The organism is Baekduia sp. Peel2402, assembly GCF_052567285.1.
The window spans coordinates 1,619,448-1,632,928 of the sequence record NZ_CP199582.1 but is presented as its reverse complement, the minus strand read 5'-3'; the positions used below and the strand labels follow the sequence as shown (position 1 = coordinate 1,632,928).

The window sequence follows — 13,481 nt, the reverse complement described above, 5'->3', positions numbered from 1 at the left end:
ACCTCTCCTCGACTCCTCCAAAGCGGGACTTTGTCCACCCTATACGCCCGCGCCCGCCCCGCCGCGGCCTTCGCCGCCCGCAAACCGCGCCGCGCCGCTGACCGCCACGCCGAACGTCGACGCCGCGTTGGCCGCCTCCAGCGCCAGCCCGTCGGCGAGCGGCAGGCCGAAGCCCTCGATCGCCGCGCGCCGGTCGGCGAGCATCGTCTCCTGCGGGAACGCCGCCAGCGCCTCCGCCCACTCGAGCGCGCGACGCAGCGGGTCACCGGCGATCTCGGTGAGCAGCCCGAAGCGGTCGGCCTCGTCGACGTCGACGATCCGGCCCGACAGGATCAGGTCCAGCGCGCGCCCGAGGCCGACGACGCGCGGCAGGCGCTGCGTGCCGCCGTCGATCAGCGGGACGCCCCAGCGGCGCTCGGGGCAGCCGAACTGCGACTGCGGGGACGCGATCCGCAGGTCGCACCACAGCGCCAGCTCCAGGCCGCCTGCGAGCGCGTAGCCGTCGATCGCGGCGATCGTCGGCTTGGATGGCGTCAGCCGCGTGAAGCCCATCGGGCCCTCGGCCAGGCCGAGCCGGTCGGCGTAGGTCTCGATCGCCTTCAGGTCGGCGCCCGCGCAGAACGCGATCCCGCCCGCGCCGGTCAACACCATCACCCGCGCGTCGTCGTCGGCCTCGAACGCCTCGTAGGCCGCGTGCAGCGCTACGGCGGTCGGACCGTCCACCGCGTTGCGCCGCTCCGGGCGGTCGATCGTGACCACGAGGGCGGCGCCCACGCGCTCTGTACGGACGGGGTCGCTCATGGGCCAAGACCCTAAAGCCCGGTCGATGGTCGAGGAGCCGGTGCATCGGAGATGCGTAGGGTTGGCCAGATCACGATGGGACGACTGTCCGAACGCGACCTGCGAGCTGTCCTGGACCTCGTGGGCGAAGCGCACGACGTGGAAGACCTCGACGAGTTTCGCGCGGTGCTGCTGCCCGCGCTGAACCGGCTGCTGCCTGCCGACTTCGCGGCCTACAACGAGCTGGTCGACGGCGGCGTGCCCGTAGCGACGATCACCGACCCCGTCGCGCCGCCCTCGCAGCTGGAGGCGTGGGCGCGCTACGCCGCGCAGAACCCGCTCTACCAGCGCTTCATGCGCACGCGCGACGGCCGCGCCTACTGCTTTGCCGACGTCATCTCGCGCCGCGACCTGGAGCGCCTGGACGTCTACCAGGAGATCTTCGTCCCGCTCGGCCTGCGCGACCAGATCGCGTTCACGCTGCCCGCGCCGCGGTTCCTGACGATCGGGCTGGCGATCTCGCGCGGCGGCAAGGAGTTCGGCGAGCGCGAGCGCGGGATGCTCGACCTCGCCCGGCCGCATCTTGTGCAGGCCTATCGCAACGCGGAGCTGCGCCAGCGCAGCGCGTCGCTGATCGAGTCGCTGCGCACGGGGCTGGACGACCGCCAGACTGCGGTCGTCGTGCTGGATGCCGACCGCCGCGTCGCGTTCGCCACCGAGGCCGGCCACGCGACGCTCGCACGCCTTGACCGCCGCACGTTCCGCCGCGCCGGCGAGGAGGCGACGCTTCCACGTGCGCTGCAGGACTGGGTCGAGCGGCCTGAGGCCGGCCATGCGCTGGCGCTCGGCGACGGCCTCGTGGCGCGCGTGGTGCGGGGCGGCGGCCGCGGCGCCGGCGACGTCCTCTTCTTCGACGAGGCCCGCCAGATCCTGTCGCGCAGCGCGCTGGTCGAGCTGGGCCTCAGCGAGCGCGAGGCCGACGTCCTGCAGGAGCTGGCTCGCGGCGGCACGACCGCCGAGGCCGCGACCGCGCTGGGGATCTCCGAGCGGACGGTCGCCAAGCACTCCGAGCGCATCCACCGCAAGCTCGGCGTGCGCTCACGCTCGCAAGCGATCGCCACCGCGGCGGCCGCGGCCTCCGCGGGCGATTCGCTGCGCCAGCCCGCGGTCGCGAGCTAGCGGCGGGCGGCTACCAGCCGCCGTGCCAGCGCTGATCGCCGCCGGCGGCCTTGACGGCCGCCTTCTTCGCATCCTTGCGCCGGTCCAGGCGACCCTGGATGAGCGAGACGACGATGACGACGATCGGGAAGAAGGCGAGGACGATGAACGCCGCGTTCGTGACGACCTTGTCGTCGGTCTCGCCGTAGGTGCCCTCGCCGGACGCCTGGGCGAACGCCATGGGCGCGGACAGGGCCAGCAGCGACAGGGTAAGCAGCAGAGACGTGATCAGGCGGCGCATCGCCAGGGCATCGTATTGAATGCGGCGGCATGGTGGCACTCACGCGTGAGCGGACGGACGACGGCATCGAGATCCTGCGGCTGGACCGGCCGGAGGTCCGCAATGCGATGGGCACGGCGATGCTCGCGGAGCTCGACACGGCGCTGACCGAGCTGGCGCTCGACGAGACACTGAAGGCGCTGGTCTTCAGCACGACCAACGAGCGCGCGTTCTGCGCTGGGGCCGACGTCTCCGAGCAGCTCGACCATGAGGCGGGCGTGGCGCGGATGGAGGCGTTCGCGCGGCTCTACACGGCGGTCGAGGCGTTCCCGGCGCCGACGATCTGCGTCTGCGTCGGCAACGTCGTGGGCGCGGGGGCGGAGGTCGCCGCGGGTTGCGACCTGCGCGTCGGCGGCGACAACCTCAAGCTGCTGTTCCCGGGCGCCAGGCTCGGCGTGCCGGTCGGGCCGGCGCGCCTGGTCCCGTTGGTCGGGCTGAGCAAGGCCCGCGAGCTGATCCTGACCGGGCGCGTCGTGCAGATCGACGAAGCCGAGGCGCTCGGGCTGCTCGCCCGCCGCGCGCCCGCCGCGGAGGCCGAGGCGGCGGCGATCGCACTAGCCGGCGAGATCGCGCAGCACCCCGCCGCCGGCCTGCGTCACCTCAAGGACCTCTTCCGCGAGTACGAGGGCACCAAGTACCGCGTCGCCCGGGAGAACGCCGAGATCGTGGAGTTCCAACGGACAGGTGGTGGGCTCCCGTACGGCGGTGTGCAACGCTGAAAGGCGTGCTCCAGCGCTTCGCCATCTTCACCAGCGTCACCGTCCTGACCATCACCGCGCTCGCGGCCGCTCCCGCCGCGCAGGCGGCCCACAAGCCCAGCTCGTATGCCCAGCTGCGCGCCCAGCTGTCGCGCCTGGCACGCACCGCGGGCGGTTCGGGCGGCTACGTCGTGCTCGACGGCACCACCGGCCGGACGCTCGCGTCGAGTGACGCGAACACCGTCCGCTCGCTCGGCTCCACGGCCAAGCTGCTGACGACCGGCACCGCGGTCGACCTGCTCGGCGTCGGCGGGACCCTGAACACCACGCTCTCGACCGTCGCGGGGGTCACCCCCGACGGCACGCTCGGCGGCGACCTCATCCTGCACGGCGGCGGTGACCCGCTGCTCGACGAGGCCCAGCTCGGCAAGCTCGCCGACGTGGTCCAGGCACGCGGGATCAGGACGATCACGGGCTCGATCGTCGGCGACGAGAGCGCGTTCGACACGCTGCGCGGCGGGCCGGCGACCAACGGGGCGTTCGACCCCGAGCTGACCGGGGTCCTCGGCGCGCTGACCTACGCGCGCGGGCGCAACACGCCCAACGGCCAGCTGCTGGCCGATCCCGCCGCGGCCGCCGCCACGCGCTTTGACGACGTGTTGGAGAACCGCGGGCTGAAGGTCCGCGGCACGCCGCGCACCGGGACGACGCCGCCGGGCGCCGCCGAGCTGGGCGGCGTCGCCACCCGCCTGCCCGACGTTGTCAAGGTCATCAACAAGACCTCCGACGACTTCGCGGCCGAGATGCTGACCAAGGTGCTGGGCGGCGGCACGACGGCCGCGGGCGCCGCGCGCATCGCGCAGCACGCGCGGCAGCTCGGCGCGGTCGTCAACGTGGTCGACGGCTCCGGCGTCGATCGCCGCACCAAGGCCTCACCGCGCCAGCTCGCCCGCTTCGTGCGGGCGATCCGGACGCGCCCGGCGATCGCCGCGTCGCTGCCGATCGCCGCCGTCGACGGGACGCTGCGCGATCGCATGATCGGCGGCGCAGCGGCCGCTCACTGCTACGCGAAGACCGGGACGCTGCCGCAGTCGCGCGTCAGCGCCCTGGCCGGCTGGTGCCGCACCCACGGCAAGACCCGCGTCTTCGTGATCCTGCGCGAGGGCGTGAGGTCGGAGGGCGCCGCCAAGGCGTCCGAGGACGCGATGGTGCAGCGGATCGCGGCGACGCGCTCGCGCTAGCGCCGGCGCTCAGCCGCGGGCGATCACCTTCTTCAGCCACGGCACGACGGTCTTCAGGTACTTGTTGGTCTTCGGCGCCGCGGTGAGCGGGTCGAGGTGCGACTGCTCGCTCGACGCGTCGACGTAAGCCGCCAGCGCGCGCGGCGACTTCGAGCGGGTGACGAACGACCGCGCGCCCTTCAAGACGTTGCCCTTTGTCAGCGAGGTCTGGACGGCGTAGACCGGGACGTCGGCCTGGCGCGCCCACTTGATCCGCAACCCCAGGTACTTGGCCGCGGCGTTCTCAGCCAGCGGCGAGGCGGCGTCGACGTCGAGGTTCAGCCGCGCCGGGTAGAACCACTCGACCGCGTTGGCGGGCTCCTGACCGAACGTCTCGGCGACACGCGCGATGGGGGAGACCTCACCGTCGACCCAGTCGCCGTTGGCGCCCAGCGTGCCGGAGCGCACCTGGATCAGGCCCAGCTCCTTGGGCGACGTGGTGGCGTCGAAGGCGAAGCCGAACTGGCCGCGGTTGGTCACCGGGATCGGCGGCTTGAACGCGGCCGGCAGGAGGCTGAACGCCTGGCCCACGGACGGCCCGGTCGGGTCCTTGATCGCCAGGATCGCGGCGGACTCGCTGAGGATGCCCGTGACCCACGGCAGGCCGAGGCCGAGCAGGTCGAGGAACGGCTGCTTCTTGATCTCGGCCAGGCGCTTCTTGGCCTGGGCCAGGTCTGCGGAGTCGAACGATCCGCGCAGGCCGCCGTCGATCAGCACGACGCCGTCGAGGTCTTCATAGCCGCGGTGGCCGTTGAAGTCCCACGAGGCGTAGGCGACCGCGACCGACGCGCCGAGCGAGTGGCCGCCGAGGATCACGCGCTTGGCGCCGCTCTTGCGGGCCTTGTCGACGACGCGCTTGACGTCCTCCAGTTGGACGCGCAGGCCCCAGTCGGCGGCGAACTTCAGCTTCGACGCGTCCGGCGGCTGGTAGTGCGGGGTGATGCTCGGGTCGGCGATCCAGCCCGCGTAGTAGTCGAACATCGCCTTTGGCGTGACCGTGCCCGCCAACGCCTGCTTGAAGACCGACGTGTCCTCCAGCTTCTGCGAACGGCGGTCGACCGCCCAGACCTGAAGCCCGGGCACGTCCTTGACGAGCTCGCGCGCGGTGAGCGTGAAGTCGCCGCGCCCGCCGTTGGTGCCGGGGACGAGCACGAGGACGGTCTTGGCGCTCGTCGACCCGAACTTGGTCACCTCGAGCCTGTCGTAGGTGCGCGGGCCAGGCGCCTTGGTCCAGCCGGTGATCGTGGTCTGGACCTCGGCGGCAGGGGCGCTGGACGCGGCGCTCAGGGACGCGGCGCTCAGGGACGCGGCGGCAAGGGCTGCGGCGAGCAGTAGGCGGTGGGACATCGCGCATACCTACCATGGAGGCGTGGCCGTCGCTATTGCCTCCGACCTCTCCAAGGACATGTCCGGCGTCCCGCTGCTGCGGGGCGTGTCGTTCAAGCTCGAGCGCCGAGACCGGCTGACGATCGCCGGTCGCAACGGCGCGGGCAAGACGACGCTGCTGCGGATGCTCTCCGGCGAGACCTCGATCGACGGCGGCGAGCTGGTCTTCCAGAAGGGCATGCGCGTCGCGCTGCACGACCAGCGCCCGCCGCGCGACCAGGACGTCACGCTGCGCGACTACGTGCTGAGCGCGTGCAAGGAGCAGCTCGCGTTGGAGGCCGAGCTGTCCCAGCTCGAGGTCGCGATGGCCGAGGGCGACGACGCGGCGATGAACCGCTACGCCGACGTCTACGCGCGCTTTGAGGCCGCCGGTGGATACGGCTGGCGCGACCGCGCTGACAACTACCTGCACGGTCTGGGCTTCACCGACGACGCGCTCGATCGCAAGTTGAACACCTTCTCCGGCGGGCAGCTGACGCGCGCGTCGCTGGCGCGGGCGCTGGCCGTCGAGGCCGACCTGTTGTTGTTGGACGAGCCGACCAACCACCTCGACATCGAGTCGCTCGAGTGGCTGGAGCAGACGCTGACGTCGCTGGACTGCGCGATCGTCCTGGTCGCGCACGATCGCTGGTTCCTGGAGGCCGTCGGCACCGCCGTGCTGGAGCTGGAGGCGGGGCGGAGTCGGTACTTCAAGGGCACCTGGCACGCGTGGCGCCGGGAGCAGGCGGCGCGCGAGCTGGCGCTCGGCCGGGCGATCGAGAAGCAAGAGGCCGAGATCGCGCGGATGGAGAAGTTCGTCGAGCGCTTCCGGGCCAAGGCGACGAAAGCCAAGCAGGCCCAGTCGCGGGTCAAGGCATTGGACAAGATCGAGCGGATCTCGCGCGATCCCCGCGACACGCGCGAGCTGGGCTTTGCGTTCGCCAAGCCGGAGCGGACCGGCCGCGTGATCTTCGAGCTGGAGGAGGGGCGGCTCGAAGTGGGGGAGGGCGAGCGCCACAAGCTGCTGCTGGAGGACGCCGAGATCTGGCTCGAGCGCGGCGAGCACGTGTCTTTGGTCGGCCCGAACGGCACCGGCAAGACCACGCTGATCGAGGCGCTCGCGTCCAAGCGGCCGCTGAACGGCGGCAAGCTGCGCACCGGCCACAACCTCAAGGTGGGGTACTTGAGCCAGCACGACTCGGTGCTGGAGGGCGTCGGCACGGCGCGCACGGTCGCCGAGGCGGCGGTCAAACTCACCGGCCTGACGCCCAACCAGGCGCGGTCGCTGCTGGGCAAGTTTCTGTTCTCCGGCGAGCAGGCCGAGAAGCCTTTGGATGGGTTGAGCGGCGGCGAGCGCAAGCGCTTGGCCTTGGCGATCCTGCTGTCGCAGAGCGCCAACGTCCTGATCCTCGACGAGCCGACCAACCACCTGGACTTGGAGTCGCGCGAGGCGTTGGAGGATGCCTTGAGCAGCTTCGAAGGCGCGTTGCTGTTGGTGACGCACGACCGCGCGCTGCTGGAGGCGGTCGGGAGCCGGACGGTCGCGCTGGAGCACCAGCGGCTGCGCTCCTACCTCGGCGGCTGGGTCGAGTACGCCCGCATCCGCGACGAGCGCCGCGCCAACGGCGAGGACCCGGCCGGCCCGCTCCCGGACGCGCCGAAGAAGAAGGCGCCCCCGAAGCCCAAGCCCGTGGCCGCCGCGCCGGCGCCCGCGCCGACCAACGGCACCCCCAAGCCCTCCAAGAACGCCCTCAAGCAGACGACCAAGCTCGAGAAGGCGATCGAGGACGCCGAAGCCGCCCTCTCAACGCTCGAAGAGGAACTCGCCGCCCCCGAAGCCTGGGCCTCCCAGTACGAGTCCGCTAAGAACACCGCTCGCCACACCGCTGCCAAGCGCGCCGTCGAAGACGCGTACGCCGCGCTCGAAGAGCACCTCGAGAAGATCGAGGCATAGACCTTGTCTTCTGCCAGACCGGCATTCACGGGTCGTTCACGCCTCCATCACTGAGCCGTCACAGGTGGCCGCCGCGTGAAGGGCACCATGATGGTCGTGACGATCGAGCTCGGCACTCGCCTCGGCCTCAACGTCCATCGTGACCAGTGGCCCACGGCTGCTCTGCTGCACTCCTATGAGTCGGCGGGGTTCGCGTGGGTGCAGGTCCACACACCGCCGCGCCCCATGCTGGCCGACCGAGAGCGTGGTCGTAACCACGCGCGTGCCCTTCGCGCTGCTCTCGCTCCTCACGGCCTGCGGCTCCTCCTCCACGGTCCCGACGACCTCAGCGCCGGGACCATCGAGCACGACCGGGCCTTCGACGGGTTGATGGACTATGCGGCAGAGGCGGGTGCGGAGCTCGTCGTCATCCATGCCATGAACTTTCCGGTCGCCGACGGGAACGCCGCGGGGGCGCGTCTGCGCGAGCGGCTGGACGCCGAGGAGCGCTCGCTACGGCGCTGCGCGCAGCGCGCCGAGGCGCTCGGCCTGACGCTGGCGCTGGAGAACCTCGCGCCCACGTACCCGATAAAGCCGGCGCTGCCCCAGGTCTGCCACGACCTGCTCGCCGTCCGCGACCTCGTCCGCCGCCTGGGCTCTCCTGCCGCCGGCTTGTTGCTCGACGTCGGCCATGCGCACCTCGTCGCCTCGCTGCGCGGCGAGAGCGCCGAGCGCGCCGTCCGCGCCGCGCTGGACGACGTCGTCCTCTTCCACGTCCACGACAACCTTGGCGCTCGGCGCCACGACCTCGGCGCGCCCGGGGTCGACCCGCTTCGCCTCGACCTCCACCTGCCGCCCGGCGCGGGCTGCCTGCCGTGGGACCGCCTCGGCCCGCTGCTCGCCGCACACACGGCGCCGCTGATGCTGGACGTCGAGCGCTCCCACAACGCCGCGCCGCAGACGCTCGCGGTCGGCACCGCCGGCCTGCTGCGGCGCCGCGCGGCGGTTGCCGCCGCGGCGTAGGCCCTAGTAGGTCCGGACGTCCTCGTCCGCGTCGGGCTCCTCGACCGCCGGGATCGGCTCGTCGAAGATCGCCGCGATCGCGTCCAGCGCTCCCTGCTCCTTCTCGCTGACCGGCTTGCCGCCGATCCCCAGGAAGCCGCCCTCGCGGTGCGCGTGCGCGACCTCCTCGGCCAAGGCGTACACGAACCGCTTGTAGGCCACTAACTCGTCGTCCTGGGCGAGGCGGTCGAGCAGGCGCACGGCGCGGCGCAGGTCGTTGAGGGCGCGGTCGCGGATCGCGTCGGGCGTCGGGGTCTCCTGGGGGCTCAGCGTGGGGGCGGTCGTGAGGATCGCCTCCATCAGCTCACCCGGCTCCTTGGCGCGCGCCTCGGCGTACGCGCGTGACAGCGCGACCGACTCGCGCAGCTGGCCGCCCGGCTCGGAGGCAGCGACGAACAGCCCGGCGAGGGCGGGGGCCGTGGTGACCACCGCCCACTCCTCGGCATTGAACGAGGCCTTGGTCGTCATGTTGTCAGGGTACGACGCCGCCACCGACACCGCGGATGTGGCACTGTGGCGGCACCCATGCTCGTCATCTTTCACCCCGACGCGACGCCCGAGGAGATCGAGGCCGTCACCCAGCGGATCCTCGCCACCGGAGCCGGCGCGCAGCGCGTCGTCGGGGCCGAGCAGACCGTCATCGGCGTCATCGACGCCGACCGCGACCACATCACCTCGCTGGAGCTGGACGCCGATCCCGGCGTCGACCGCGTCGTCCCGGTCTCCTCGCCTTACAAGCTCGCCCACAAGCACCGCCACGGCGATCAGCCGCACGCGGTCGACATCGCCGGCGTCTCCTTCGGCGGCCCGAGCCCCGAGTTCCGGCTGATCCTCGGCCCGTGCGCGGTCGAGTCGCGCGACCAGACGCTGACCGCCGCCCGCGCGTGCGCCGACGCTGGCGCCGATCTCCTGCGCGGCGGCGCCTTCAAGCCGCGCACCAGCCCCTACGCCTTCCAGGGCCTCGGGAAGCCCGGCCTGGAGATCCTCGCCGAGGCGCGCGCCGAGACCGGCCTGCCGATCGTGACCGAGCTGACCGACCTGCGCGACGTCGAGACCGTCGTCGAGTACGCCGACTGCATCCAGGTCGGCGCGCGCAACATGCAGCACTTCCCGCTGCTGACGGAGATCGGCCGCGCCGGCCTCCCGGTCCTGCTCAAGCGCGGCATGGGCGCCTCGATCGACGATTTCCTCCTGGCCGCCGAGTACATCCTCACTGAGGGCAACCAGAACGTCGTCCTCTGCGAGCGCGGCATCCACGCCAAGGCGACGCCCGCACGCTCCTGCCTCGACCTCGCCGCGGTCACCGTGCTCAAGGAGCACACGCACCTGCCGGTCATCGTCGACCCATCGCACGCCGCGGGACGGCGTGCGTTGGTCGAGCCACTGGCGCTCGCGGCTGCCGCCTGCGGCTCCGACGGCCTCATCGTCGAGTGCCACCCGGACCCCAAGAACGCCCGCTGCGACGGCCCTCAGGCGATCACGCTTGATGTCTTGCCGGTCTTCGCGGCGCGGGTGCGCGCGGTGGCGTCGGTGGCGGCGGGCGCGCCGGCTTAGGCGTTCAGCGCGGACGCTCGCGGCACCGCGCGGCGTGGTCCGAGGGCGGCGAGGGAGTGAAGGCGTATGGCGTGGCCACCGCTTGGCGTCGTCCTCGAGCGCCGGGGGAGAGGGTCGTTCGGGTCCGAATCGCGAACGGTTCGCATCTAACCCGCGTATATCGCGGGTTACGTGTGAACCATTTCGCTCACCGGTCGTCGATGGGTCGCCCCCTGGAGCCCGGCGCAAAGCCTGCGGACGACACGAGGCGGTCGCCACTCCAGCCGCCTTCACTCCTTCGCCGCCCCCGGACCACGCCCCGCACCACCACAGGCGCCCGAGCTGAGCGCCACGAACGCTTGACCTCAACCACGCTTGAACCCTCACCCTGCGTGGCATGCAGACCAAGACCACCCAGCAGCACCTCGGCGCCAGCGCCCGCATCACCCAAGAGGTCACCTCCTGGCCCGGCGTCACCGCCGGTCATGGCTCGCGGGGCGAGTGGGCCTTCAAGGTCGGCCGGCGGGAGATCGGCCACCTGCACGGTGACCACGCCGCCCACTTCGGCTTCCCCAAGGACGTCTTCGACACGTACTTTGCCCAGGGCCGGATCACGTTTCACCCGGTCTTCCCCGACCGCCGCGGCCCGGGGGCGCGGCGGATCGAGGATGACGCGGATGTCGCCGACGTGATCGCGATCCTGCGCGACCAGTACGAGCGCGCGGTCAGCCGGTCGTGACGCGCTGGTAGCGACGGATCGCCAGCGGCACGGTCACGGCGAGGATGCCGAGCGACCAGGCGATCGCGGTGATCGCCGGGTGCTGGAGGACCCACGGCGCGTTGTCGGCGATCGCGGTGGGGTTGCCGAACAGGTCGCGCAGCGCGGCGACGACCGCGCTGACCGGGTTGTAGTCGGCGAGCGTCCGGACGGCCTTGTCCATGCCCTCGGTCGGCACGAAGGTGTTGGCCAGGAACGTCAGCGGGAACAGGACCACGAACGCGAGGCCCTGGACCGCGTCGGGTGTGCGGACGAGCATGCCGACGAGCGTCCCCGCCCACAGGATCGCGAACGTGAACAACAGCAGGATCCCGAACGCGGCGGCCGCGTGCAGGACGTCGGTGTGGATGCCCCAGCCGATGAGAAGGCCGGAGCCGACGAGCACGCAGAGGCCGATCAAAGCCGCCGCGAAGTCGGCGATCACGCGACCGGACAGCACCGCGCTGCGTGCCATCGGTAGCGCCCGGAAGCGATCGACGACGCCCTGCTGGAGGTCCTCGGCCATCGACATCCCCGCGCCCATGAACGTGAAGGCCATGGTCTGCACGAAGATCCCGGCCATCAGGAACTCCTTGTAGTCGCCGCCGCCCGCGACGTGGATCGCGCCGCCGAAGACGTAGGCGAACAGCAACACGAACATCAACGGCTGGAGCGTGACGTCCAGCAGCTTCTCGGGCACGTGGCGGATGTGCGTGAGGTTGCGCTGCGCGACGACCCAGCCGTCGGCCAGCGCCCACTTCACCTTGTTGGTGGTCATGCCGCCACCTCCGTCAGGTGCAGGAAGACGTCGTCGAGCGTCGCGCCCTCGCCGACCATGGCCTTCAATTCGCTCGGCGTGCCGCGCGCGATGACGCGGCCGTGGTCGAGCACGACGATGTCGTCGCAGAGCTGGTCGGCCTCCTCGAGGTACTGCGTGGTCAACACGAGCGTGGTGCCGTCGGCGACCAGGCCGCGCAGGAGGTCCCAGAGGTCGTTGCGGGAGCGCGGGTCCAGCCCGGTCGTCGGCTCGTCCAGGAACAGGACCGGCGGCGCGGTAACCAGCGACGCGGCGAGGTCCAGCCGCCGCCGCATGCCGCCGGAGTAGGTCCGGACGAGCCGTCCGGCGGCGTCCATCAGCGAGAACTGCTCCAGCAGCTCCTGAGCGCGCGCACGTGCCCGCGCGCGTCCGAGATGGTTCAACCGCCCGATCATCTCGAGGTTGTGGCGGCCAGTCAGCAGCTCGTCGACCGTGGCGTGCTGCCCGGCCAGGCCGATCCGCTCGCGGATGCCCTGCGGGTCGTTGGCGAGGTCGACGCCCGCGACGGTCGCGCTGCCCTCAGACGGCGTGAGCAACGTCGTCAGGAGCTTGACGGTGGTGGTCTTGCCTGCGCCGTTGGGGCCGAGCAGGCCGAGGACGGTGCCCGCGGGCACGTCGAGGTCGACGTCGCGCAGGACCCAGGCATCGCCGAAGCGCTTGCCCAGGCCCCGCGCCGTGACGCCGGGGGAGGTGGGGAGTGGGGTCATGGGGAGAGGGTCCTTCGGGTTGTTCGTACGGTGTACGTTCACCGTACGGCGTACGAAAGCAGTACGCTGTACGAATGTCAAGCGACGATCGCCGACGCCGTCCGAGCCGCGAGGAGCGGGAGCTGGCGCGCGAGGCTGGGCGCGAAGCCAGCAAGGTCGCGCGCCAGAAGGCCAAGGAGGCCGCCGAGAGCATCAAGGAAGAGGCGATGGAGGCTGCGCTCGCCGCCCATCGCGACGTCCACCACGGCGCCAGCCCCTTCGGCCTGCTCTGGGAGCGCGAGGACGACGGCGCCCGCAGCGGCGCCCGCCCCGGCCTGCGCGGCCGCGGCCGCGGCTCCGGGCTCAACCGGGCTGAGATCGTCGCCGTCGCGCTGCGGATCGCTGAGGCCGAAGGCCCCGAGGCGGTGTCGATGCGCCGGATCGCCAAGGAGCTCGGCGTCGGCACGATGTCGCTCTACCACCACGTCCCGACCAAGGACGACCTGCTCGATCTCATGCACGACCAGGTGATGGGCGAGCTCGTCCTCGGCGCCGACGAGCTGGCCGACGACTGGCAGGAGGCACTCAAGCAGATCAGCCGCCGCACCCGCGAGGTCTACACACGCCACTCGTGGATGGTCTCCGGCGCGTGGGAGCGCCCGCAGTTCGGCCCGCGCGCGTTCGCCCACATCGAGCAGTCGCTGCAAATCATGAAGGGGATCCCGCAGGACCAGGCGATGATGATGCTCGGGGTCGCCGACGACTACGTGATCGGCTTCGTCTCCCGTGAGGCCGCCGCGCGCAGCGCGTACGAGCGCGCCGGGATGGACGAGCGCCAGTTCATGGAGGAGTTGCGCCCCTACGTGGAGGGGTTGCTCGCCGAGCGCGCCAGCGAGTTCCCCGCCTTGGCCGCGTTCGTCGGCAACGATTGGACGCAGAACACCGACGAGCGGTTCGAGGCCGGACTGCGTTGGCTGGTTGCCGGTATGGCAATGGACGTGCAGTCCGGCGCCTGACCGGGGCGTTCACGTCTCGATCACATCATGTTGGTCGGGTCTTCACAGAAACCGAG

Annotated in this window: 13 protein-coding genes and 1 pseudogene; 8 read left to right on the top strand and 6 right to left on the bottom strand. The window is 71.7% G+C overall.

The genetic code is table 11. From position 1 onward, the window contains the following. Window positions 1-39 precede the first annotated feature (39 nt). Window positions 40-801, bottom strand: a complete 762-nt coding sequence (locus ACT01A_RS07980; protein WP_445151713.1) for a crotonase/enoyl-CoA hydratase family protein — start codon at window positions 799-801, stop codon at window positions 40-42. A 75-nt stretch (window positions 802-876) separates the two neighbouring features. Between ACT01A_RS07980 and ACT01A_RS07975 the strand changes: the two genes are divergently transcribed. After that, complete coding sequence (locus ACT01A_RS07975; RefSeq protein WP_445151712.1) at window positions 877-1,959, top strand: response regulator transcription factor; 1,083 nt, start codon at window positions 877-879, stop codon at window positions 1,957-1,959. Between the two features lie 10 nt (window positions 1,960-1,969). Here the strand turns inward: ACT01A_RS07975 and ACT01A_RS07970 are convergent, their stop codons facing one another. Then, window positions 1,970-2,239, bottom strand: coding sequence for a hypothetical protein (locus tag ACT01A_RS07970; protein ID WP_445151711.1), 270 nt, complete (start codon window positions 2,237-2,239; stop codon window positions 1,970-1,972). 29 nt (window positions 2,240-2,268) lie between these two features. Between ACT01A_RS07970 and ACT01A_RS07965 the strand changes: the two genes are divergently transcribed. After that, window positions 2,269-2,997, top strand: coding sequence for an enoyl-CoA hydratase/isomerase family protein (locus tag ACT01A_RS07965; RefSeq protein ID WP_445151710.1), 729 nt, complete (start codon window positions 2,269-2,271; stop codon window positions 2,995-2,997). A gap of 5 nt (window positions 2,998-3,002) precedes the next feature. Next, on the top strand, window positions 3,003-4,217 hold the full coding sequence (locus ACT01A_RS07960) for a D-alanyl-D-alanine carboxypeptidase/D-alanyl-D-alanine-endopeptidase (RefSeq protein ID WP_445151709.1): 1,215 nt from the start codon (window positions 3,003-3,005) through the stop codon (window positions 4,215-4,217). A gap of 9 nt (window positions 4,218-4,226) precedes the next feature. Here ACT01A_RS07960 and ACT01A_RS07955 read toward each other — a convergent pair whose 3' ends face one another. Further along, entirely contained in the window at window positions 4,227-5,603 is a 1,377-nt protein-coding gene (locus ACT01A_RS07955) for an alpha/beta hydrolase (protein ID WP_445151708.1), read from the bottom strand. Window positions 5,604-5,625: 22 nt separating this feature from the next. Between ACT01A_RS07955 and ACT01A_RS07950 the strand changes: the two genes are divergently transcribed. Both ACT01A_RS07950 and ACT01A_RS07945 read left to right on the top strand, forming a co-directional pair. Then, window positions 5,626-7,575 carry an ABC-F family ATP-binding cassette domain-containing protein gene (locus ACT01A_RS07950; RefSeq protein ID WP_445151707.1) on the top strand — a complete coding sequence of 650 codons (1,950 nt, stop codon included), beginning with the start codon at window positions 5,626-5,628 and terminating at the stop codon, window positions 7,573-7,575. 75 nt (window positions 7,576-7,650) lie between these two features. Next, window positions 7,651-8,577: a sugar phosphate isomerase/epimerase family protein gene (locus ACT01A_RS07945; protein WP_445151706.1), complete on the top strand. Its 927-nt coding sequence runs from the start codon at window positions 7,651-7,653 to the stop codon at window positions 8,575-8,577. Between the two features lie 3 nt (window positions 8,578-8,580). On the opposite strand, the gene ACT01A_RS07940 is transcribed toward ACT01A_RS07945, so the two are convergent. Then, the gene (locus ACT01A_RS07940) at window positions 8,581-9,084 is read right to left on the bottom strand and encodes a hypothetical protein (RefSeq protein WP_445151705.1); all 504 of its coding nucleotides are present in this window, start codon (window positions 9,082-9,084) and stop codon (window positions 8,581-8,583) included. A 57-nt stretch (window positions 9,085-9,141) separates the two neighbouring features. Between ACT01A_RS07940 and aroF the strand changes: the two genes are divergently transcribed. Continuing rightward, the gene (aroF, locus tag ACT01A_RS07935) at window positions 9,142-10,170 is read left to right on the top strand and encodes a 3-deoxy-7-phosphoheptulonate synthase (protein WP_445151704.1); all 1,029 of its coding nucleotides are present in this window, start codon (window positions 9,142-9,144) and stop codon (window positions 10,168-10,170) included. 376 nt (window positions 10,171-10,546) lie between these two features. Beyond that, window positions 10,547-10,888, top strand: coding sequence for a luciferase domain-containing protein (locus tag ACT01A_RS07930; RefSeq protein WP_445151703.1), 342 nt, complete (start codon window positions 10,547-10,549; stop codon window positions 10,886-10,888). On the opposite strand, the gene ACT01A_RS07925 is transcribed toward ACT01A_RS07930, so the two are convergent. Together ACT01A_RS07925 and ACT01A_RS07920 are read right to left on the bottom strand one after the other, a co-directional pair. Continuing rightward, window positions 10,875-11,684, bottom strand: a complete 810-nt coding sequence (locus ACT01A_RS07925) for an ABC transporter permease (RefSeq protein WP_445151702.1) — start codon at window positions 11,682-11,684, stop codon at window positions 10,875-10,877. The two genes, ACT01A_RS07930 and ACT01A_RS07925, sit on opposite strands and share 14 nt — an antisense overlap. Before the next feature lie 50 nt (window positions 11,685-11,734). Continuing rightward, window positions 11,735-12,430: pseudogene (locus ACT01A_RS07920) on the bottom strand (ATP-binding cassette domain-containing protein); the annotation flags it as partial. Between the two features lie 74 nt (window positions 12,431-12,504). On the opposite strand from ACT01A_RS07920, the gene ACT01A_RS07915 reads away from it, so the two are divergent. Continuing rightward, complete coding sequence (locus ACT01A_RS07915) at window positions 12,505-13,425, top strand: TetR/AcrR family transcriptional regulator (RefSeq protein WP_445151701.1); 921 nt, start codon at window positions 12,505-12,507, stop codon at window positions 13,423-13,425. The last annotated feature ends 56 nt before the right edge of the window (window positions 13,426-13,481 follow it).